The 20740-nt window shown below is 58.0% G+C and carries 19 protein-coding genes; 7 read left to right on the forward strand and 12 right to left on the reverse strand.

The window, feature by feature from the left end:
* Position 1: 1 nt before the first annotated feature.
* From ACR0A1_RS16480 to ACR0A1_RS16495, 4 genes are all read right to left on the reverse strand, one after another.
* Positions 2-598 carry a LolA family protein gene (locus ACR0A1_RS16480; RefSeq protein ID WP_170398828.1) on the reverse strand — a complete coding sequence of 199 codons (597 nt, stop codon included), beginning with the start codon at positions 596-598 and terminating at the stop codon, positions 2-4.
* A gap of 39 nt (positions 599-637) precedes the next feature.
* Positions 638-3556, reverse strand: coding sequence for a DNA translocase FtsK (locus ACR0A1_RS16485; protein WP_480868405.1), 2919 nt, complete (start codon positions 3554-3556; stop codon positions 638-640).
* 14 nt (positions 3557-3570) lie between these two features.
* Positions 3571-4752 (reverse strand): aminotransferase class I/II-fold pyridoxal phosphate-dependent enzyme, encoded by a 1182-nt coding sequence (locus ACR0A1_RS16490; RefSeq protein WP_480868407.1) that lies wholly within the window; start codon positions 4750-4752, stop codon positions 3571-3573.
* Positions 4753-4860: 108 nt separating this feature from the next.
* Positions 4861-6189, reverse strand: coding sequence for an amidase family protein (locus ACR0A1_RS16495; RefSeq protein ID WP_170818417.1), 1329 nt, complete (start codon positions 6187-6189; stop codon positions 4861-4863).
* 52 nt (positions 6190-6241) lie between these two features.
* Here ACR0A1_RS16495 and ACR0A1_RS16500 point away from each other — a divergent pair, with 52 nt between their 5' ends.
* Complete coding sequence (locus ACR0A1_RS16500) at positions 6242-7504, forward strand: FAD-dependent monooxygenase (RefSeq protein ID WP_480868409.1); 1263 nt, start codon at positions 6242-6244, stop codon at positions 7502-7504.
* Here ACR0A1_RS16500 and ACR0A1_RS16505 read toward each other — a convergent pair.
* From ACR0A1_RS16505 to ACR0A1_RS16525, 5 genes are all read right to left on the reverse strand, one after another.
* Positions 7501-7686, reverse strand: a complete 186-nt coding sequence (locus tag ACR0A1_RS16505; RefSeq protein ID WP_480868411.1) for a Trm112 family protein — start codon at positions 7684-7686, stop codon at positions 7501-7503. The genes ACR0A1_RS16500 and ACR0A1_RS16505 overlap by 4 nt on opposite strands.
* Positions 7683-8324, reverse strand: a complete 642-nt coding sequence (locus ACR0A1_RS16510; protein WP_170398861.1) for an LON peptidase substrate-binding domain-containing protein — start codon at positions 8322-8324, stop codon at positions 7683-7685. The genes ACR0A1_RS16505 and ACR0A1_RS16510 overlap by 4 nt, the downstream gene beginning before the upstream one ends.
* 27 nt (positions 8325-8351) lie before the next feature.
* Entirely contained in the window at positions 8352-9269 is a 918-nt protein-coding gene (locus ACR0A1_RS16515) for a tetratricopeptide repeat protein (protein WP_480868413.1), read from the reverse strand.
* An 87-nt stretch (positions 9270-9356) separates the two neighbouring features.
* Positions 9357-10145, reverse strand: coding sequence for an exodeoxyribonuclease III (locus ACR0A1_RS16520; protein WP_170596801.1), 789 nt, complete (start codon positions 10143-10145; stop codon positions 9357-9359).
* 318 nt (positions 10146-10463) lie between these two features.
* Entirely contained in the window at positions 10464-11150 is a 687-nt protein-coding gene (locus ACR0A1_RS16525) for a response regulator transcription factor (RefSeq protein WP_170398869.1), read from the reverse strand.
* A gap of 161 nt (positions 11151-11311) precedes the next feature.
* On the opposite strand from ACR0A1_RS16525, the gene ribA reads away from it, so the two are divergent.
* Both ribA and ACR0A1_RS16535 read left to right on the forward strand, forming a co-directional pair.
* Positions 11312-12406, forward strand: coding sequence for a GTP cyclohydrolase II (ribA, locus tag ACR0A1_RS16530; RefSeq protein ID WP_170425856.1), 1095 nt, complete (start codon positions 11312-11314; stop codon positions 12404-12406).
* Entirely contained in the window at positions 12403-12903 is a 501-nt protein-coding gene (locus ACR0A1_RS16535; protein WP_170406691.1) for a L,D-transpeptidase family protein, read from the forward strand. Before ribA ends, ACR0A1_RS16535 begins: the two co-directional genes overlap by 4 nt.
* Here ACR0A1_RS16535 and ACR0A1_RS16540 read toward each other — a convergent pair.
* Positions 12887-13546 (reverse strand): YggS family pyridoxal phosphate-dependent enzyme, encoded by a 660-nt coding sequence (locus ACR0A1_RS16540; protein ID WP_170736262.1) that lies wholly within the window; start codon positions 13544-13546, stop codon positions 12887-12889. The genes ACR0A1_RS16535 and ACR0A1_RS16540 overlap by 17 nt on opposite strands.
* 101 nt (positions 13547-13647) lie before the next feature.
* Positions 13648-14655, reverse strand: coding sequence for a porin (locus ACR0A1_RS16545; RefSeq protein ID WP_170398881.1), 1008 nt, complete (start codon positions 14653-14655; stop codon positions 13648-13650).
* A gap of 278 nt (positions 14656-14933) precedes the next feature.
* On the opposite strand from ACR0A1_RS16545, the gene ACR0A1_RS16550 reads away from it, so the two are divergent.
* The 4 genes from ACR0A1_RS16550 (at position 14934) to holA (ending at position 19544) form a co-directional block, all read left to right on the forward strand.
* The gene (locus tag ACR0A1_RS16550; RefSeq protein ID WP_170398884.1) at positions 14934-15416 is read left to right on the forward strand and encodes a DUF3576 domain-containing protein; all 483 of its coding nucleotides are present in this window, start codon (positions 14934-14936) and stop codon (positions 15414-15416) included.
* 72 nt (positions 15417-15488) lie between these two features.
* On the forward strand, positions 15489-18041 hold the full coding sequence (leuS, locus tag ACR0A1_RS16555; protein WP_170398887.1) for a leucine--tRNA ligase: 2553 nt from the start codon (positions 15489-15491) through the stop codon (positions 18039-18041).
* Entirely contained in the window at positions 18028-18519 is a 492-nt protein-coding gene (gene lptE, locus ACR0A1_RS16560; RefSeq protein WP_170398890.1) for an LPS assembly lipoprotein LptE, read from the forward strand. The genes leuS and lptE overlap by 14 nt, the downstream gene beginning before the upstream one ends.
* Positions 18516-19544 carry a DNA polymerase III subunit delta gene (gene holA, locus ACR0A1_RS16565; RefSeq protein ID WP_170636384.1) on the forward strand — a complete coding sequence of 343 codons (1029 nt, stop codon included), beginning with the start codon at positions 18516-18518 and terminating at the stop codon, positions 19542-19544. The genes lptE and holA overlap by 4 nt, the downstream gene beginning before the upstream one ends.
* A 3-nt stretch (positions 19545-19547) precedes the next feature.
* Here holA and ACR0A1_RS16570 read toward each other — a convergent pair whose 3' ends face one another.
* On the reverse strand, positions 19548-20726 hold the full coding sequence (locus ACR0A1_RS16570) for a TIGR03862 family flavoprotein (protein ID WP_480868417.1): 1179 nt from the start codon (positions 20724-20726) through the stop codon (positions 19548-19550).
* Positions 20727-20740 lie beyond the last annotated feature (14 nt).

Consider the following 20740-nt stretch of genomic DNA (forward strand, 5'->3'; position numbering starts at 1 on the left):
GTCAGCGATCGTCTGACCTGATACGGGTTTTGCTTGAAAACACGCTGGAATCGAGATTTCCGCCTTCAGTCAACGGCCCCAGCAGTACGGTCGTTTGACTTCCAGCGTTATCGTGGATCACCCATTTGCGCAGCTCAACCGGATTGGATGTGAACATTAACTCGATCCGCCCGCTTTCCGGGTTCTTGGGGTCCTGAGCCGTCACAACCGTAGCGGTCCCGTCAAAATCGTGCCCAACGACCATATTGGCTTGCCCCAGATTGACATTCCGCGCCAACACCAGTGACAGCGGTGTGCGTTTCAGCGGGTACTGTTCGGGCGGCTGATTGGATTTCGGGTCAAAGATCTGCACCGTCCCCGACCGCGCCAAAACTACCGCGCTGTTGGGCGGATCATATTCGAACCGCATTTTTCCGGGCCGCTCGAGCCACAGCTTACCGGTGCTAAGCGATCCGTCATCATTCACCTGCGTGAATGTGGTCTGAACCGTCTTCATCTGGTTCAGGTAGTTAGAGATTTGCGACAGTGGCAGCTTTTCAGCCGCCCACGCGGCGGGCGCAGCCAGTGTCAGAGCAAGGGCAAAAGCAATCTGTTTCATAGGACCCAGATAGGCGTTCTGCCCTTGTTATTAAATATCTTACTGCTCGGGGACGAGGATTTCGCGTTTTCCAACGTGATTTGCCCCGGAAACAACGCCTTCGTCCTCCATCTGCTCAACAAGCCGCGCAGCTTTGTTGTAGCCAATGGCAAGTTTTCGCTGAATGTAGGACGTCGAGCATTTGCGATCTTTGATCACAATCGCCACTGCCTGATCGTAAAGGGCGTCTTCTCCGTTCGTGTTGCCACCCGTGTTCAGGCCCAGAACAGCGTCGATATTGTCAGCCTTTTCCTCGGCCGGGCCATCGACCACGCCGCTCATGTAGGCCGGCGGACCGAACTGTTTCAGGTGGTTGACGATTTCTTCGACCTCTTCATCCGAGACAAACGGACCGTGACAACGGGTGATCTTCGCCCCGCCCGCCATATACAGCATGTCGCCCTGCCCCAGAAGTTGTTCGGCACCCATCTCGCCCAAAATGGTGCGACTGTCGACTTTCGAAGTCACCTGGAACGAAATCCGGGTCGGGAAGTTCGCCTTGATCGTCCCGGTGATCACATCAACAGAGGGGCGCTGAGTGGCCATGATCAGGTGAATGCCCGAAGCCCGCGCCATCTGCGCCAGACGCTGGATGCAGGCCTCGATCTCCTTGCCCGCGACCATCATCAGGTCGGCCATTTCGTCGACGATCACAACGATATAAGGCATTGCTTCGGGCGCGAATTCTTCGGTCTCGAACATTGGCTCGCCGGTTTCATCGTCAAAGCCGGTCTGGACCGTGCGGCTGAACATCTCGCCCTTGGACAGCGCATCCTTCACGCGGCCATTGTAGCCCGCGATATTGCGCACGCCCATTTTGGACATTTTGCGATAGCGATCCTCCATCTCGCCCACGACCCATTTCAGGGCCACAACCGCCTTTTTCGGGTCGGTCACAACGGGCGAGAGCAGGTGCGGGATACCGTCATAGACCGACAGTTCCAACATCTTGGGGTCGATCATGATCAGGCGGCACTCATCCGGCGTTAGCTTATAAAGCAGCGACAGGATCATCGTATTGATTGCCACCGACTTACCGGAACCAGTCGTACCAGCGATCAAGAGGTGAGGCATTTTTGCCAAGTTCGCCACCACGGACTCACCGCCGATATCCTTGCCTAACGCCAAGGGCAGCGCATGGTTACCATCGCCGAAATCGCGACTGGCGAGAATTTCGCGCAGCACCACCATCTCACGGTTTTCATTGGGCAGTTCAATGCCAATAACCGAGCGCCCCGGTAGAGTTGAAACCCGCGCGGACAAAGCCGACATTGAGCGCGCGATATCGTCAGCCAAACCGATCACACGGCTGGCTTTTAAACCCGGTGCAGGCTCCAATTCGTACATGGTCACAACCGGACCGGGGCGGACGCTGACGATCTCACCCTTGACGCCGTAGTCATCCAGCACGCTTTCCAGCATCCGCGCATTTTCCTCGAGCGCTTCATCGCTTAGGTGATGGCGTTGGATGCTTGCAGGGTTGGACAGAAGGCCCAGCGGTGGCAGTTCGAAGTCGGAATGCCGTTCCTCGAAAGAAAGTGTCGGCTGTGCTTCGGCTTGCGCCCTGCGCGAAGGCGGAGGAGTGCGTCGGACCGGTTGAGCTACTACAGGTTTACGCGGCTCAGCGACAGGAATCTTGACAGCCTGTCTCGGTTGGAGCGCGGGTTCGGGGGCATCATCAAACACGGTCTCATCATCATAGTCCGGTTCGGAAACATAGTCCTGCTGCATCCAATTATCAGCCTCGGAGTCAGCCGCCAGCGCATCAACATCAGATCCTGCTGTCAGCGGTGGTTCGGGTGGCAAACCTGCAGAGGTCATCGGGGGTTCGGGCGGCAACTCGCCTGCCGCGCCAGAGTTCAAAATCAACGGGTCCGGTCCCCTGCCCCGCCCTTTGGTCAATGGCAAGTTGGGATCGGGTTCGGGCGTTAGCACACCAGCGGCCACTTTACGATTGCGTACAGCGGCGGAAATCTTGGACCGGATGCGATCCTCACCCGGCATGTCGTAATACCCTTCGACCGCAACGTTTTCGACCAACTCAGGCTCGGGCATTGGGTCAGGGCGACGGATCAGGGAAGGCATCCGAGCCAGAAGGCCTGTCTTGGCGACAGGTTCCTGCGCTTCAACCTCAGGGTCTTCAAAGACCGGATCAGAGTAGGCCAGGTCGTCGTCAAAATCCGCCTGAACCGGAACTGCACGTTCGGCCTTGCGCTCGGCCCATTGGGCCTTCCGGTCCCGTGCTGCCCGCGCTGTCGCCGATGCCCCGCGTCCCAGCGCGTTCATCAACAGATCATAGGCCATGACCAGTCCCAACAGAAACGCCCGGAAGCCATTGCGAACGTCCGCTTTGCCGAAACCCAACACGAATACACCCAGAGCCAGCATACCGACCGCCATCGCCAGCGACATCAGCTTGACCAGGAAATGCGATGAGATCGGCAACAAAGTCAAAATCGCGCCCATCACTGTATCGCCGAATAGACCGCCCAAGCCATAGCTGTGCGTCGCCCGCCATTCAGCACCCGGTACCAGAGTCGCTGCATAGACAGCCAGAACGGCGATCCAGATCGGCGCAAAAATCAGGCGGGCAATGGCACGGTCTTCACCTAAATGACCCGCAAAGCGCACACCCCATGTGATCAGAACGAGAGCAACGCCCAAGCTGCCCCAGCCTACGATCATAAACAACGGTGCGGCGATTGAGGCCCCGACGCGCCCCATCCAGTTTTGCACAGGCGCATCGGTCGAAACCATCCAGTTTGGATCATCGGGCGTATAGGACCAGATCATCGCTGCAGCGGCCAACCCCAACAGGATCAAAGCGATCCCGATCAGTTCTTTGCTACGCCGTTCAATGGCGGCTTGCGTGTTGCTGTCCAGCAGCGGGTCACGGTTTCGCGCGTTATATGATGCCATTTTGCCCTCGTACCTCACGAATAGATGCAGTCGCGGAGTGTAATTAGCCCGCGCTTCATCTCTGTTTTTGGGGCCACCATCGCGACCCGGATAAATTGCTCGCCCGGGTTTTGCCCCGGATCACCTTGAGAAAGATATGCGCCCGGCAGAACCCGAACACCGGTTTCATGCCAAAGCTTCAATGCGGTTTCTTCACCGTTTTCGACCGGCAGCCACAGGAAGAACCCGGCCTCGGGCGGCATGTAGCCTTGTACGCCTGCGAAAACCTCATCCGCGACGGCGTATTTCTCCTGATACAGCGCACGGTTTTCCTGCACATGCGCTTCATCCGCCCAAACCTTGGCGGCGGCGGCCTGCAGCGGGGCGGGCAAAGGGGCACCCGCATAGCTGCGCAACAGTTTGACACGGCTGATTGTTTCAGGTCCACCTGCGATCAGCCCCGACCGCAACCCGGCCAAGTTCGACCGCTTGGACAGAGAGTTGAACAGCGTGATACGTTCGGGGTCAGCACCCAGTTCCTGCGCAACGGTCAGCGCGCCAACCGGCGCGGCGTCGCGGTAGATTTCGGAATAGCATTCATCGGCAAAAATGCGGAAATCGTACTTTTCAGCCAATTGAATCAGCTCGACCCAGTAATCGCGCGAGGCGACCGCCCCCTGAGGGTTCGCGGGCGAGCAGATATAGGCTACAGCAGTACGGTTCAGAACCTCTTCGGGCAGGCCTGCATAGTCTGGCAAATGGCCAGTGGCAGAGGTTGCCGGCACGAAATATGGCTGCGCACCGACCGAAATCGAGGCAACCATGTAGACCTGATAGAAGGGGTTCGGGCACAGAATGATCGGTTGCTGCCCATTTTTCTGCTCGGGGCAGAGCGCCATTGCAGCGTTATAAAGACCCTCGCGCGTACCGTTCAGTGCCATCACATTGGCATCTGCATCCATCGACACACCATAGCGGCGGTTGATCCAACCCGTGATCGCTGCGCGCAATTCAGGTGAGCCTTCGTTCGGGGGATAGCCCTGAAACCCGGCGGCGTTTTCCATGATCACGTCAGTCACCCAAGAAGGGAAATCATGCTTGGGCTCGCCAATGGTCATGTGAACGACTTCACCACCCGGCTGATGATGATCCAACAGGGCGCGTAGACGCGGAAATGCGTATTCCGGTAGGTTCGAAAACCGCTCGGGGAAATTCATGATACTGCCTCAATTTCGGGGTCATTTTGCGCCCCGTTTTATGGCAGATTACAGATCGACCCGGGCTTCGTCCAGACAAAGAGGTGCCGAATCAGGGGATTGTGGCATTCAGGTCAAAGCGCTTTCGGCTGCTGACCCGAGCCGTAACAAGGCCTCTTCCGACCCCGGATAGCCCAACATCATCAGCCCGCAACCGGGTGTTCCCGTGGGCAAAGTCAGTGCCGCAAGCCCCATCAGATTGCCGATCCGGGTGTTGCGGAGAGCCAAGAGATTTTCGGTAACATAGTAGTCATGATCATTCATCAACCGGTCGAGATTGGGCGGTAGGATCGGGGCCGTCGGCGCAAGCACGGCGTCAAAGCCCGCAGTGGCCGCATCCCAAGCCTGTCGACAAGCGGTTAGTTTCGACCAAGCAGCCACGTAATCGGGGCCGGAATAGGCCTTGCCCATTCGGAACCGTTCAAGGATTTCGGGATACATCGCTTCGGGGTTCGCTTCTATCACATCTCGCCACAAGCCGTAGGCTTCGGTTGTATAGAGCACACCCGACAGGCTCATCGCTTCGTTCAGCTCAGGCACGTCAAGCGGAACGATCTCGGCCCCGGCCTCTTTCAGGCGCGCCAGCGCCTCATCATAGGCGTTGGCTGGAGCTTCGCGCAGATCGTCCTTGGCGACGTTCTGCAAATCAGCAAAGCGGCGACCGATCAATGACGCCCCGCGCAGATCAGCCGGGGCGGTGCCCTCAAGCGCGGCAAGCATATGTGCGGCGTCCTCAACTGATCGCGCCAGAGGCCCAACGGTATCGAATTTCAGACACAGCGGCACGACGCCCTCAAGGCTAACGCGCCCCGCCGTGGTTTTCAGCCCCACCAGATCGTTCCAGGCCGAGGGAATCCGCACCGATCCACCCGTGTCCGAGCCAACGCCGCCTGCAGCAAGCCCCCAAGCCACCGAGGCCCCTGCCCCTGAGGACGAACCTCCGGGTACGGCCTCTTCGTCATTCACGCATGGAGGCGTAGCCGTCACTGGGTTGAGGCCCAAACCCGAGAACGCCAATTCGCTCATATGCGTTTTACCCAGACAGACCGTACCCATCGCGGTCGCGTTCCGCACTACGTGCGCATCGGATTCGGGCACGCGGCCTTCCAACAGGGCCGAACCGGCCTCGGTCCCTACGCCTGCCGTGTCAAACAGGTCTTTCCAGCTGATCGGGACGCCATCCAACAAAGACCGACGCAGGCCAAGCTTGGCCCGCTCTTGCGCCGCAAGGGCCTCGGCGCGGGCGCGATCGTGGGTCACCCGGGCATAGATCCGATCGCGATGTGGATGGGCGTCAATCGCGCTCAGATAAGTTTCTGTCAGTTCAACCGGATCAATCTGCCCCATTCCGATACCACGGCCCAAATCACATGCCGTCATGGTCAACCAGTCTTGCATCCGGTCCCCTCCCGAGTAATTCCGTGATCGGACGGTAGCGACAGGACCGCACATGGACAATCCCGAAAGGGCGCGCATATTGCAGCACATGGAACACAGATCCGATATCCTGATCGTTGGTGGTGGCCTGAACGGCCCTGCCCTTGCGCTGGCGCTGGCCCAAACCGGGCATTCAGTCACGGTTGTTGACGCTCTGGCAGAGAAAGTGCGCAAGAATGCGGCCTTCGACGGGCGCGCCTATGCGCTTGCATTGGCGTCGCAACGTCTGCTCGAAGCGATAGGCGTTTGGGAAAAGGTGGAAGAGCACGCCCAGCCGATGCTGGAGATCAAGGTAACGGATGGCCATGCCGGTGCCGGACCTTCCCCGTTCTTCATGCATTTTGATCATGCCGAGATCGAAGAAGGCCCGATGGGCTATATGGTTGAAGATCGCCACCTGCGGCGGGCTTTTCTGGAGGCCATGACCGAGCAAGACGGGGTTACCGAAATCAGCGGAACAACGGTCGTGTCTCAGGACATCTCGGCAAACGGAGCAACACTTACACTGGATGACGGGTCCACCTTGTCCGGCAGCCTTCTGGTGGGTTGCGATGGCCGCCGCAGCGGGACCGCTATGCGCGCCGGAATCAAGCGAACCGGCTGGGACTATGGCCAGACCGCTCTGGTCTGCGCCATTGAACACGAGCTACCGCATCACGGTATCGCCCATCAGTTCTTCATGCCCCCCGGCCCGTTGGCGATTCTGCCGCTGACCGGGAACCGCAGTTCCATCGTCTGGAGCGAACGCACTGATACGTCCGCGCAGATCAATGCGCTGCCCGAGGCAGATTACCTACAAGTTCTGCGCCCGCGCTTTGGCGATTTCCTGGGGGATATCCGCCTGCAGGGTGACCGGTTCACATACCCGTTGAACCTGACCATCGCAAATTCCTTCATCTCGGACCGGTTGGCTTTGGTCGGAGACGCCGCCCATGGCATGCACCCCATCGCCGGGCAAGGCCTGAACGCAGGTCTGCGTGATGTCGGTGCATTGGCCGAGGTTCTGACCCTTGCGGGACGACGTGGCGAGGATGTCGGATCAACGCTTGTGCTGGAGCGCTATCAAGAGTGGCGCCGGTTCGACACAGCCTCGCTTGCGATGGCGACTGATATGTTCAACAAGCTGTTTTCGAACGATAATCCCCTACTCCGCATAGGTCGGGATATTGGAATGGGTATCGTCGGATCGCTGCCCGGGCTGCGCCGAGGTTTCGTGCGCGAGGCTGCAGGTCTGACCGGAGACCTGCCGAAACTGCTGCAGGGACACCCGATCTAGTCCAGCTCTCGGGCCTCATCCACTAGCATCACTGGAATACCGTTGCGGATTGGAAAGGCCAGAGCGGCGGCTTTTGACACCAGCTCTTGCCGTTCGGCATCATAGTGCAGCGTCGTGTGGGACTGCGGACAAATCAACGCCTCAAGCATATGGCGGTCAAAGGCGTGTTCGGTATCGCTCATTGCAGTTTTTCCTCATTCGATCCGCCGCGCATGGCGAATTCAATTAATGTCACCAATGTCTCGCGCCGGGTGCGCAGGCAGGGGGCCTCAAGCAGGGCTTGCTTTTCCTCGGGGTCAAACTCTAGCATCATCGACAGGGAATTGACCAAAAGCTCATCATCGGCATCTTTCATTGTGTCCCAATCGGTGGACAACTGACGGGACGAAAAAAATCGTTCCAACAGCCGCAGGAACCTGTTCCGATCAAAACCGTCATCTACCTCGGCCTTGCCCAGATCACGGTCAAACCCGTCCCAAGACACCGAAACCCGGCGATACGGGGTGAAACTGTCCAACTCTGATTTGACCCTGAACCGAGAGATTCCCGTCAGCGTAATCAGATACCTGCCGTCTTCGGTCTCGGAAAACTGGGTGACCCGTCCAGCGCATCCAATCTGGTGCAACTTAGTTTCGTCCCCCTGACAGGTATTCGGTTGCACCATCCCGATCAGGCGTTCTTGCGTTTTCAGCGCGTCGTCCAGCATCTGCAGGTAGCGCGGCTCAAAAATATGCAGCGGCAGGCGAGACCGTGGCAGCAGCAGCGCTCCGGGCAAAGGGAAAACGGATACCGTTTCCGGCAAATCGGCAGGATGCATCATGTACCCGAGTTTAGTTCTGATCGGGGATTAGGCAAATATCATCGAGCTGAGCTTGCGCCGCCCGTTCAGAACAATCGGGTCATTGGGCTTGAGCGCATCGAAAATTGTGAAGAGCTGCGCCTTTGCTGCCCCATCATTCCACTCGCGATCGCGGCGGAACAATTCCAACAGTTGAGCCACTGCCTCTTCGACATCACCATTGGCATGCAGGGCCTGCGCCAGATCGAAACGGGCTTGATGGTTGTCTGGCTCGGCCTCAACTGTTGCAGTCAACTCACCTACCGGACCAGCATCTGCAGCCTGCTTGGTCAATTCCAGTTGCGCATGGGCCGCTTCAACCTCGGGTGAAGTGGAAATCTCGGCAGGAGCGCCATTGAGGATCGCCTCAGCCTGATCCAGATCCCCCGATGCAATATGCGCGCGCACCAACCCGCCATAAGCGGCAGCGTGATTGGGGTCTTCACCCAGTATGGCGGCAAAGGTCTGTGCCGCGTCTACAGCGGCCCCCTCGATCAACATTTCTTCGGCAGCTTGCACAGCATCATCTAGTTGACCACCCGGGCTTTCACCGCCCGCGGCTTCGATCACACGATCTATGAAGGCCTTGATCTCGGACCCTGGCAAAGCGCCCTGAAACCCGTCGATCGGTTGGCCTTTGTGAAATGCATAGACCATCGGAATCGACTGGATGCGCAGTTGTCCTGCAATCATCTGCGCTTCGTCCACGTTGATCTTGACCATCTTGACCGCACCCTTGGCAGCGGTCACGGCCTCTTCCAACGCCGGGCCCAGCGTTTTGCAGGGGCCGCACCAAGGCGCCCAGAAGTCAACGATGATCGGCGTTTCTTGTGACGCTTCGACCACATCGGCCATGAAGGTGGCCTCGGTCCCGTCTTTAATCAGATCAGTGGCTTGGGGGCTGCCTGCGCCGTTCAGAAGGTCCATGGCTTATACTCTCTGGTTCGAACTTGCGCCCTATATGCAGTCCAATGCGGCAGAAACCAAGGGGAGAGTTCGGCGAATTTGCTTCGGTCAGACGTCAAACGTGGCAAATACCGGGGCATGATCACTGGGTTTTTCCCATCCGCGCGCGTCGCGCAGAATGCGGCTGGAATGACCCGCGTTCGAGATATCGGGCGTAGCCCAGACATGATCCAGCCTGCGTCCCTTGTCGGCGGCATCCCAATCTCGTGCCCGATAAGACCACCAGCTGTATAGCTGGCCCTCGGGAATATCCTGCCGGGTGATATCGACCCAGCCACCTGCATCCTGCGTTTCGGCCAGCGTTTCAACCTCGATCGGCGTATGTGAAACCACCTTCAGCAACTGCTTGTGCGACCAGACATCATCTTCGCGGGGCGCAATATTCAGATCGCCCACCAGAATGGACTTTTTCGGCTTTTCCGCACGGAACCAATCGCGCATGTCAGCGAGGTAATCCAGCTTTTGGCCAAACTTCTCGTTCACTTCGCGATCCGGTACGTCGCCCCCAGCGGGGACATAGAAATTATGAATGGTCACGCCATTCTCCAACCGCCCCGCAATGTGTCGCGCATGACCCAGACCCGCGAAATCCTTATCCCCTACTTCCTCAAGCGGAAGGCGCGACAGTATGGCGACGCCGTTATACCCCTTCTGGCCCCGCGCAATCATATGCGTATAGCCCAGCTCGGCGAACCCTTCGGTCGGGATTTTGTCGACCGGCGATTTGCATTCCTGTAGACACAGCACATCCGGTGCCTCTTCCTGCAGCAATTTCAGAACGATAGGCTCGCGCAGGCGGACCGAATTGATGTTCCATGTGGCAAGGGTGAAGGGCATATCCGGGGGTTCCTTTGTCGAAGTTGCCGCAGGTTAGCGCGGCGCTAAGCGAGGTGCCATCGAAAAACAAAGCAATGTTGCCTGACCCGGCGGTTACGGAAACTTGCAAAGTTTCCGGTCCGATTTCATTGAATGAAATCGGATGCCCGGTGCCGATATCGCCCTGCACGATACAGTTGCACCTTACAAAAAAAGCCGGGCCATCAGGCCCGGCAGTCCAACAGGGAGGTGCATGTCATAACCCGGACATGCGCGGGTTGGGAGTAATCTAAAGATACCTACAGAGTATCACTTTGATCCAAGTCAATCCACCATTAGTCAAGCAACAAGGCGATATCCGCCCGATTCTGTGACCAAAAGGCGCGCATTCGACGGGTCGGGTTCAATCTTCTGACGCAGACGATAGATATGGGTTTCAAGCGTGTGCGTTGTAACGCCTGCGTTGTAACCCCAGACCTCATGCAAAAGAACATCACGTGCAACGACGCCGTCAGTTGATCGATAGAGGAACTTGAGAATGTTAGTCTCTTTCTCGGTCAGGCGGATCTTGCGATCATCTTCGGTCATCAGCATCTTCATGGCCGGTTTGAAGGTGTAGGGCCCCAGAACAAAGACCGCATCCTCGGATTGTTCATGCTGGCGCAGTTGGGCCCGAATCCGGGCCAGAAGAACCGGAAATTTAAAAGGCTTGCTGACATAATCATTAGCGCCAGCATCAAGGCCCAGGATCGTGTCAGCATCGCTGTCGTGCCCAGTCAGCATCAGCACCGGGCTTTTGACGCCCTGCTTGCGCATCAGGCGACACAGCTCACGGCCATCGGTATCCGGCAGGCCGACATCCAGAATCACCAGATCGTAAATTGCTTCGCGCGCGCGTTCCATTGCCGACGCGCCATCGGACGCCTCGAACACGTCAAAGTCTTCGGTCATGACAAGTTGCTCACTGAGCGCTTCGCGCAGGTCTTCGTCGTCATCCACCAGCAGGATTTTCTTGAGCTGAGCCATGTACGGTCCTCCTAAGCCTTTTCCATCACTTGCGTATGAAGAATGCAATCAGCAAGATTTACTGCAGTCGTCTCACGCCCTCGTGTCTGACGCCGAGGAAATGTTTCACATTTTCCAGTGATCGGGGTAGGACAGGGTCTGATCGTTTCAAGGTAAACTGCATGAGTCTCACTCCCGACATCACCGAATTGCTGGCACGGGCGCGGGCTGACCTGCGTATGGGTGTTCCCGTTGTTCTGACCGACGAACTGGGATTTGGAGTACTCGCATTCGCCACCGAGACCCTGAGCCCGCAAAGGTTGGCCGATTTGCGCGGCTTGGGCGGGGATCCCGTTGTCGCCATCACGGTTCGGCGCGCTGAAACACTTAAAGCGCGTGCATATGACGGCGATCTTGCTCGCGTCATGATCCCGGCGGATGCTGGGCTGAGCTGGGTGCAGGCGGTGGCCGACCCGTCCGATGATCTGAACGCCCCGATGAAGGGCCCGCTGATGACCGAACGGCAAGGCAGCGCAAATCTGCACCGGATCGCTATTGCGTTGGCCAAGTCGGCGCACTTGCTCCCGGCCGCCGTCGTCGCCCCTATTCAAGACGGGCGCGAATTTGCGGCAGATCATGGTCTGACCTGCATTGACCATGCCCGGGCCGCGCCACATCTGACAGATCGCAGTGCTCTGCACCCTGTCGTCGCCGCACGCCTGCCGATGGAAGTGTCGGAGGCCGGGCGCCTGCATGTATTCCGCCCCGAAGATGGTGGAGAGGAACACTACGCGGTTGAAATCGGTCGCCCCGACCGCGACAAGCCCGTCCTCGCGCGGCTGCATTCGGCCTGTTTTACTGGCGATCTCATGGGCAGCCTGAAATGTGACTGTGGCCCGCAACTGCGCGGGGCCTTGGCCCAGATGGGGGACGAGGGTGCGGGTGTCCTGCTATATCTGAATCAGGAAGGACGTGGGATCGGGCTCGCCAACAAAATGCGCGCCTATTTTCTTCAGGATCAGGGATTTGACACAGTCGAGGCCAATCACCGGCTTGGATTCGAAGACGATGAACGGGATTTCAGGCTCGGCTCGGATATCCTGAAATCGCTGGGCTTCAATTCGGTCCGTCTGCTGACCAACAACCCTGCAAAAATCGCGATGATGGAACGCACAGGTATCGCCGTCACCGAACGTGTTCCGTTGAAAGTAGGTGAAACAGATTTCAACCGCGCGTATCTGGCGACCAAAGCGGCAAAGTCAGGCCACCTGCTGTGACACCAAGCGATCTGGTTCTTACACCACGTGGCATTCGGTTTCTCGGGCACCTGTTCCCCTGCGCTATAGGCAAAGGGGGCTTGAGCCCAACCAAGCAGGAAGGTGACGGAACAACACCAACAGGTGTGCATCACATTGTGGGTATGCTCTATCGCGCAGACCGAATGCCACGGCCGGCGCATTGGGCACGACCGATCGGACCGCGCGATTTATGGTCAGACGACGTAGAGGACGATGCGTATAACCATTTGGTGCGGGCGCCTCATGATTTCAGTCACGAAAAACTGCGTCGCCCAGATCCGCTTTATGACCTGATCTTGATAACCGATTGGAACTATCCCAATTCAGAACCCAGCCGGGGATCGGCCATCTTCCTGCATCAATGGCGACGCCCACGGTTTCCGACCGAAGGCTGCATCGCATTCAGGCGCGACCACCTACGTTGGATTGCCCAAAAAATCACGCCGGGCACACGGCTTATCATCCCTGAGGCTTAACCCGCGCCCCGAAAATGGCAGACCCAACACGGACGTGTGTGGCACCCAAGGCGATTGCCGATTCAAAATCACTGCTCATTCCCATCGACAAACCCTTCAGCCCATTCCGCTCTGCGATTTTTGCCAATAACGCGAAGTGCAACGCGGGTTCTTCTTCAACCGGTGGAATGCACATCAAACCTCGGACGGGCAGGTCCAGGCTGCGGCACTCAGCAATGAACGCATCAGCATCTTGTGGAAGAGTACCGGCTTTCTGATCCTCTTCGCCTGTGTTGATCTGTATAAAAAGATCAGGGCACTTACCCATCTCTTGCGCCAATCGCGCCAATGTTTTGGCGAGCTTTGGTCGATCAACTGAATGGATGGCATTGCAAAGCTCAATCGCCTGCCGTGCCTTGTTTGTTTGCAATGGACCGATCAGATGCAGATCGATGTCCGGAAAACTCTCGCGAAATGCAGGCCATTTGCCAGCGGCTTCCTGCACACGGTTTTCTCCGAAACACCGGTGGCCCTGCTTCAACACGGCTTCGACCCGGTCATTAGGTTGCACCTTGGAAACCGCGATTAATTGCACCGAGCCTTCGGCGCGTCCTGCCGCAGATTCAGCTTTGGCTATTCGATCGGTGATCTCTTGCAGCGACATGGGTCCCTCATTCTGCGTTTGCAGCAGCAAAACACCATGTGGCGGCAAAAGAAAAGGGCAGGTCCGAAGACCTGCCCTTGAACCTTGTGGTTCAGATCAACTTAGAAGTTGAACTGAGCACCAAAGTCGGCACGCAGCTGGCTGTCGCCGTCGCCACGCTTCTGGTTGCCGATACCACCGCGCAGCGATGCACCGCCACCCAGGTCGTAGATGGCACCGATGCCGTACTGCTGCAGATCGTCGTCTGCCGAACCGTCACCGTAAGCGAAGGTCAGAGTGGTTGCCGCGCCCAGGTTGTAGGCTGCCGACAGACCGTATGCGGTGCCGTTGCGGTCATCGTTTGCAACGTCATCGTCTGCGACGAACAGAGTACCGGAGAAGTCACCGAATTCTGCGCCCAGGGTCAGAACGGTCAGGCTCTGCTTGTCGGCGTCGCCCAGACCGCTGGTCTGACCGTAGGCCAGAGCGGCAGTCACGTTACCGAAGGTGTAGGTCGCGCTGATGTCCCAGCGGTCTGCATCATCAGTGTCCGCACCCGCAACAGCTTCGTCAGCAAATGTGCGCTGGTCATACGACGCGCCGAAGGCGAAGTCGCCAACTGCGTACTGGAAGAACACAGCGTTTGCGCCCGAACCGGTCGACGAATACGCCAGGAAGTCATAGTCGACGCCCGAGTACTGACCAATGAAGCTTTCCAGGCCAGGCTCGTTACCGTAGTAGTTTGCCAAGTTGTCGAACGAACCGGCTACGTTACCGGCGTCAACACGCAGACCACCGAAGATGACCGAGAAGCGTGCGCCGTTCAGGCCAGCGGAGTTTGCTTCGCCGTTGCCGGCATCTTCGTCTGCCTGCAGACGAACACGGCCTTCAAAGCGAACGCCACCGTCAGTTTCAACGATTCCGTCGATGTTCAGACGGAAGCGCGAGACCAGGATGGTTTCGTCGGTTTCTACGCCGGTCGCTTCACCACCACCAATTGCGTCAACGGTACCTGTACGGTCTTCCAGGTATCCCAGACCAAAGCGGCCGTAACCGCTGAACTTTACTTCGGCCGCTGCAACACTTGCGGTTGCAATCAGTGCGGTCGTTGCGAAGAGAACTTTTTTCATCTTGTTTCCCTCGGTTTCAAAGATTTTCTACTCGACACATGCAAAGCACGCGTCTCAGCACGGACACCGTTTCGCTTTTTTTGCCCCCGTTGCGCAAGCTTGGCATAAACGCAAAGACGTCATTCGGCCCAAATTGGTGCAAGGATGCCACAGTCGAATTCAACGGATCGTGCGGTTCGCGCGAGTCGATCATAAAAGAATAGGGTTGTTGCTGTACGGGTCCTTGTCTAGGAGTATCACTCGACAGAGCAAAACAAGTGACACGGGACCTTCCAACGATGCGCCGTATTACGATTCCAGGTTTGATCATGGTAACGGCTGCCTTATCAGCCTGCGGAGGGCCACCGCCTGGCGATGCAAGTGTGTTGACCGCTGATGGCAGCTCGACAGAGGAACGCGAACTGAATGACCCGAATCGTTCGACGATCTGGGACGTATTCGGCCCGAACACCTCAGAGCAGGTCACTCAGGTAAATCGCTATCTGTGGGCCGCATCGCTGGATGTACTGAATTTCTTGCCGATCCAAGAGGTCGATCCGTTTACCGGAGTGATCGTAACGGGTTATGGCACACCGCCCGGCGGCGGGCGTTCCTATCGCGCGACAGTTCACATCAGTGATCCCGCTTTGGAAGCGCGTTCTTTGTCCGTAGCTCTTCAGACCAGTGGCGGTTCTCCGGTCAGCGCTGCAACGTCGCGCGCCGTCGAAGATGCGATCCTGTCTCGCGCGCGTCAGCTACGCATTGCGGACAACAAGTTCTAGAAACCCGACAAAAATCACACTATTACCACGCCGGGTTCCTACCCGGCGTTTTCATTCACGAAGGACCGCATGATGTCGCGCTACTCGGCCAACGAAATCGAAGCAAAATGGCAGGAGGCCTGGGACAAGGCCGGAATCTTCACCGCCAATCACAAGGCGGACAAGCCGAAATACTATGTGCTTGAGATGTTCCCCTACCCGTCTGGCCGTATCCACATGGGGCATGTACGCAACTACACGATGGGTGATGTGATCGCCCGCCACAAGCTCGCAACCGGTCATAACGTGCTGCACCCGATGGGCTGGGACGCGTTCGGGATGCCTGCGGAAAACGCCGCAATGGCCAGTGGTGGCCACCCCAAAGATTGGACCTACGGCAATATCGCCGACATGCGCGGACAGATGAAGCCGCTGGGCCTGTCGATCGACTGGTCTCGTGAATTCGCCACCTGTGATCCGGAATACTACGGCCAGCAGCAGGCTTTGTTCCTGGATATGCTCGAGGCCGGTCTGGTTTATCGCAAGAACGCCGTGGTGAACTGGGACCCAGTCGATATGACCGTTTTGGCCAACGAACAGGTAGAAAACGGCCGTGGTTGGCGTTCAGGCGCCTTGGTTGAGCGTCGCGAGTTGACTCAGTGGTTTTTCAAGATTTCCGATTATTCCGAGGAACTGCTCGACGCGCTGGATACGCTGGATAACTGGCCCGCCAAGGTGCGCCTGATGCAAGAGAACTGGATCGGCAAGTCCCGTGGCCTGCAATTCGGGTTCGAACGCACTGATGGAGGTGAGCCGATCACCGTCTACACGACACGGCCCGATACGCTGATGGGCGCGTCGTTTGTTGGCATCTCGCCCGATCATCCGATTGCCAAGCAGCTTGAGGCAGAAAACCCGAAAGTCGCTGAATTCGTTGCCGAATGCCGCAAGGGCGGCACCACCGAAGAGGCGATCGAAACCGCCGAAAAGCTGGGTTATGACACCGGCATACGTGTAAAACATCCACTCGACCCCAGCTGGGAGCTGCCGGTTTGGATCGCCAACTTTATCCTAATGGACTATGGCACCGGCGCCATTTTTGCCTGCCCAGCTCATGATCAACGTGACCTCGATTTCTGTCGCAAATACGGCCTGCCTGTGGTCGACACATTCTTTGCACTGGATGATGACACTCCGGTCGACAAGATCGCGTTTGTTCCACCAAAAACCGAGAAAGTCCGCTGGGTGAATCATTTTGCGGGTCTCACCGAGGCAACGGGTGACGAGGCCATCAATGCCACCGTTGATTTCGCCGAAAAGGCCGGTTGGGGTGAAGGTGTTACCAAATACCGCCTGCGCGATTGGGGGCTCAGCCGCCAGCGCTATTGGGGCTGCCCGATTCCTGTTGTGCATTGTGATCAATGCGGCACGGTCCCCGAGAAGAAAGATAATCTGCCGATCGAGCTGCCTTATGATGACGGCAACAGCAAACCCATAGATTTTTCGATCCCCGGCAACCCGCTGGACCGCCACCCCAGCTGGCGCGACACCCCTTGCCCTTCCTGCGGCGCTCCAGCCAAGCGGGAAACTGACACGATGGACACGTTTGTCGATTCGTCGTGGTACTTCGCCCGTTTCACCGCCCCGCGCGCTGAAACACCCACCGATCTTGCCGAAGCCGAGTATTGGATGAATGTCGACCAATATATCGGTGGGATCGAGCATGCGATTCTGCACCTGCTCTATTCGCGCTTCTTCGCACGGGCGATGAACATCACTGGTCATTTGCCGAAGAAAGCGATTGAGCCGTTCAACGCGCTGTTTACTCAAGGCATGGTGACTCATGAAATTTATCAGACACGCGACGCCAACGGTCGCCCGGTCTATCACCTGCCCGAAGACGTGACCGACGGCAAGCTGACCGACGGCACCGAGGTTGAAATCATCCCCTCAGCCAAAATGTCCAAGTCGAAAAAGAACGTCGTCGATCCGGTCAGCATCATCTCGGCCTTTGGTGCGGATACTGCGCGCTGGTTTGTTCTGTCCGACTCCCCACCTGAGCGCGACGTGGAATGGACCGCGTCGGGCGCCGAAGCCGCGTTCAAACATCTCAGCCGCGTGCACCGCATCGCCGCAGAAATCGCAGAATCGGACTTGCCGGCCACAGCAGATGACGAAACGCTGCTACGTGAGATGCACAAAGCCATTCATGACGTATCGGGCGGGGTCGAATCCTTTGGCTTTAATGCATCTATCGCAAAGCTTTATGCATTCACCAACACGCTTGCCAAATCCAAAGCGGGCTCTGCAGTCAAGCGCGAGGCAGCCAAGACATTGGCGCAGCTGATGTCGCCGATGACGCCACACTTGTCCGAAGAACTTTGGCAGATGCTGGGCGGAGAAGGCCTGGTTGCAACCGCGCCTTGGCCCATCGCGGATGAGACGATGCTGATCGATGACACCATAACCCTGCCGATTCAGATCAACGGCAAGCGTCGGGCCGAGATCAGCGTAGCCAAAGATCTGGATAAAGCAGAGGTTGAAAAAATCGCCCTCAGCACCGAAGCTGTGCAAAAGGCGCTGGATGGCGCTGCACCGAAGAAAGTGATCGTTGTTCCGGGCCGGATCGTTAATGTCGTCGTTTGATCGCAGAACCCTGTTATTGATGCCGCTGGCGCTCGCCGCTTGCGGGTTCGAGCCGGTCTATGCGCCCGGAGGATCAGGCTCGGCCTTGGATGGCAAGGTCGAGGTGTCAGCGCCGAATACCGTCGAAAGCTTTCTGCTGGTCCAAAACCTGGAACGTAAATTAGGTCGAAGCGCGACCTCGGGCAACGAATACAAGCTAGATGTCGGGGTATCGACGGTCACCCGCAGGGCCTCGATTACCACAGCGAATGAAACTAATCGCTATACGATCGACGGGAATGCGACTTACGCGCTGAAATCCAATGCGACCGGGCAAATCATCGCCTCGGGCAACGTTACCGAATTTGTCGGTTATTCTGCTGCGGGCTCAACTGTGTCGACGCTGGCCGATGAGCGTGATGCGACCGAGCGGCTGATGGTGATTCTAGCCGATCAGATCGTGAACCGCCTTTACGCCACGCCGGGCCTGTCCACATGAAGTTGAGCCCGCGTGAGGCTGAAGGGTATTTTTCCAAGCCGGACGCGGACAAAGCCGGATTGCTGATCTACGGGGCGGACGCGATGCGCGTTGCGTTGAAGCGTCAACAGGTGCTGGCGGCTTTGCTGGGACCTGGCGCCGAAGAGGAAATGCGCCTGACCCGCATTCCCGGAAGCGATCTACGCAGCGATCCGGCCCTGTTGCTGGACGCGGTCAAGGCTGTCGGATTTTTCCCCGGTCCCCGCGCGGTGTTTGTTGAAGACGCCACCGATGTCGCAGCGCCTGCGATTCTCACAGCCCTTGAAGACTGGGATCATGGCGATGCACAGATCATCGTGACGGGCGGGCAGCTCAAACCCAGCTCGAAGATCCGTAAAGCATTCGAAGCGAACCCTGCCGCATACGCTGTTGGCATCTACGATGACCCGCCCTCGCGTGCCGAGGTGGAGCGCATTCTGGCGCAAGCCGGATTGAAGAATATTCCGCGCGATTCGATGTCGGCGCTTAGCGAACTTGCAATGGCGCTCAGCCCTGGTGATTTCACTCAATCAGTTGAGAAACTGTCGCTTTACAAACGCGGTGACGCCGGTGAACTGACGATTGAAGACATTGAAGCCTGTGCGCCGCGGTCGACCGAGGCGGCGCTGGATGATGTATTGAACGTCGTTGCCGAGGGCCGGGCACAGGAAATCGGCCCCCTGATCCGACGCCTGCAGGCGCAGGGCACCAACGGGGTCACCTTGTGTATTGGGGCGACGCGGCATTTCCGAACGCTCTATGCCTGCGCATCCGACCCTGGAGGCGCGGCGCAGGGAATCGGCAAGCTGCGCCCTCCGGTCTATGGCAAACGACGTGACCGGATCCTGAGGCAAGCTCAGGGATGGGGGGCGCCCAAGCTGCAGACCGCTTTAACCGTCCTTACAGATACGGACCTATCCTTGCGCTCGGCAGGTCAAACCGCACCTGCAATGGCACTGGTAGAGCGTGCCATGATCCGTCTGGCGATGCTGGCCCGATCGGGTTAAGGCCTAGCGCGCCAACCACGTTGCCGCCGACTGACCGGCCCAACGTCCCGTCGCCAGACAGGCGGTCAGAAGATAACCACCGGTTGGGGCTTCCCAATCCAGCATCTCGCCCGCGCAAAAAACGCCCGGACATGCAGTCAGCATCAAACCGCTATCCACGGCACCCGATGCTACCCCGCCAGCGGTCGAAATCGCCTCATCCATCGGACGTAGTCCAGCGTAACGGATGGGCAGGTTTTTCAGCGCACCGATCCATTGCGTTTGCTTCAATGCGCGGCCCTTAGTCATTTCGTGGAACAAAGCGATCTTTTGCGGAGACAGACGCAGACCATTCTTCAACCAATGCGAAAGCGTTGCCTTTGATTTCTTCGCGTCCAATCGCGCCTGCATCCCTTCAACCGTCACATCCGGGACCAGATCAACAAACAGCGGCGCCCCCGTCCGCAGCGCAGGGGTCAGGGCATACATACCGCCACCTTCCAGGCCTTTTGCGGAAATAGTGGCCTCACCACGGCTATCCAGATCGCCCGCCATCCACCGCACCGATTTGAGCGCCGCGCCAAAATGTGGCTGCATATAGGGGCTCCAATCGACTGACAGAGCGGCGTTAGCCGGTGCAAACGGTGTTAGATCAACTCCGCTGTCCGCAAGCCATTGGGCCCAAGCCCCATCCGAACCCAACCGCGCCCAGCTGGCACCCCCTAATGCCAAAACCGTCGCGCCGGGCGAGCAAAACTGCATGCCATCTGGCGTCTCAAAAACCAACGCGCCACCTTGCCATCCCTGCCAGCGCCAGCGTGTCCTGATCTGAACACCGGCCTGATCCAATCTGGCCAGCCAGGCCCGCAGCAAGGGTGAGGCCTTCATGACTTTCGGAAACACCCGCCCGGTGGAGCCCGTGAACATCTCTTGCCCAAGATCACCGGCCCAAGCCTTCGCCGCCTGTGCGTCAAACGCTTGTATCATCGGATGCAACCAATCCTTTGCATCCCCGTATGCGCCCATAAGCATGTCAAAAGGCTCATCCTTGGTCAGGTTCAGGCCGGACTTCCCCGCCATCAGGAATTTACGCGCGACAGACGGCATGGCTTCGGCCACTACAACCTCGTGCCCGGCGGCGGCAAGCTGTTCGGCGGCCATTAGCCCCGCTGGCCCTGCTCCGATGACCATGGTTTGCGCCATTGTGTCCCTCTTGC

Source organism: Ruegeria sp. D6 (assembly GCF_056534365.1).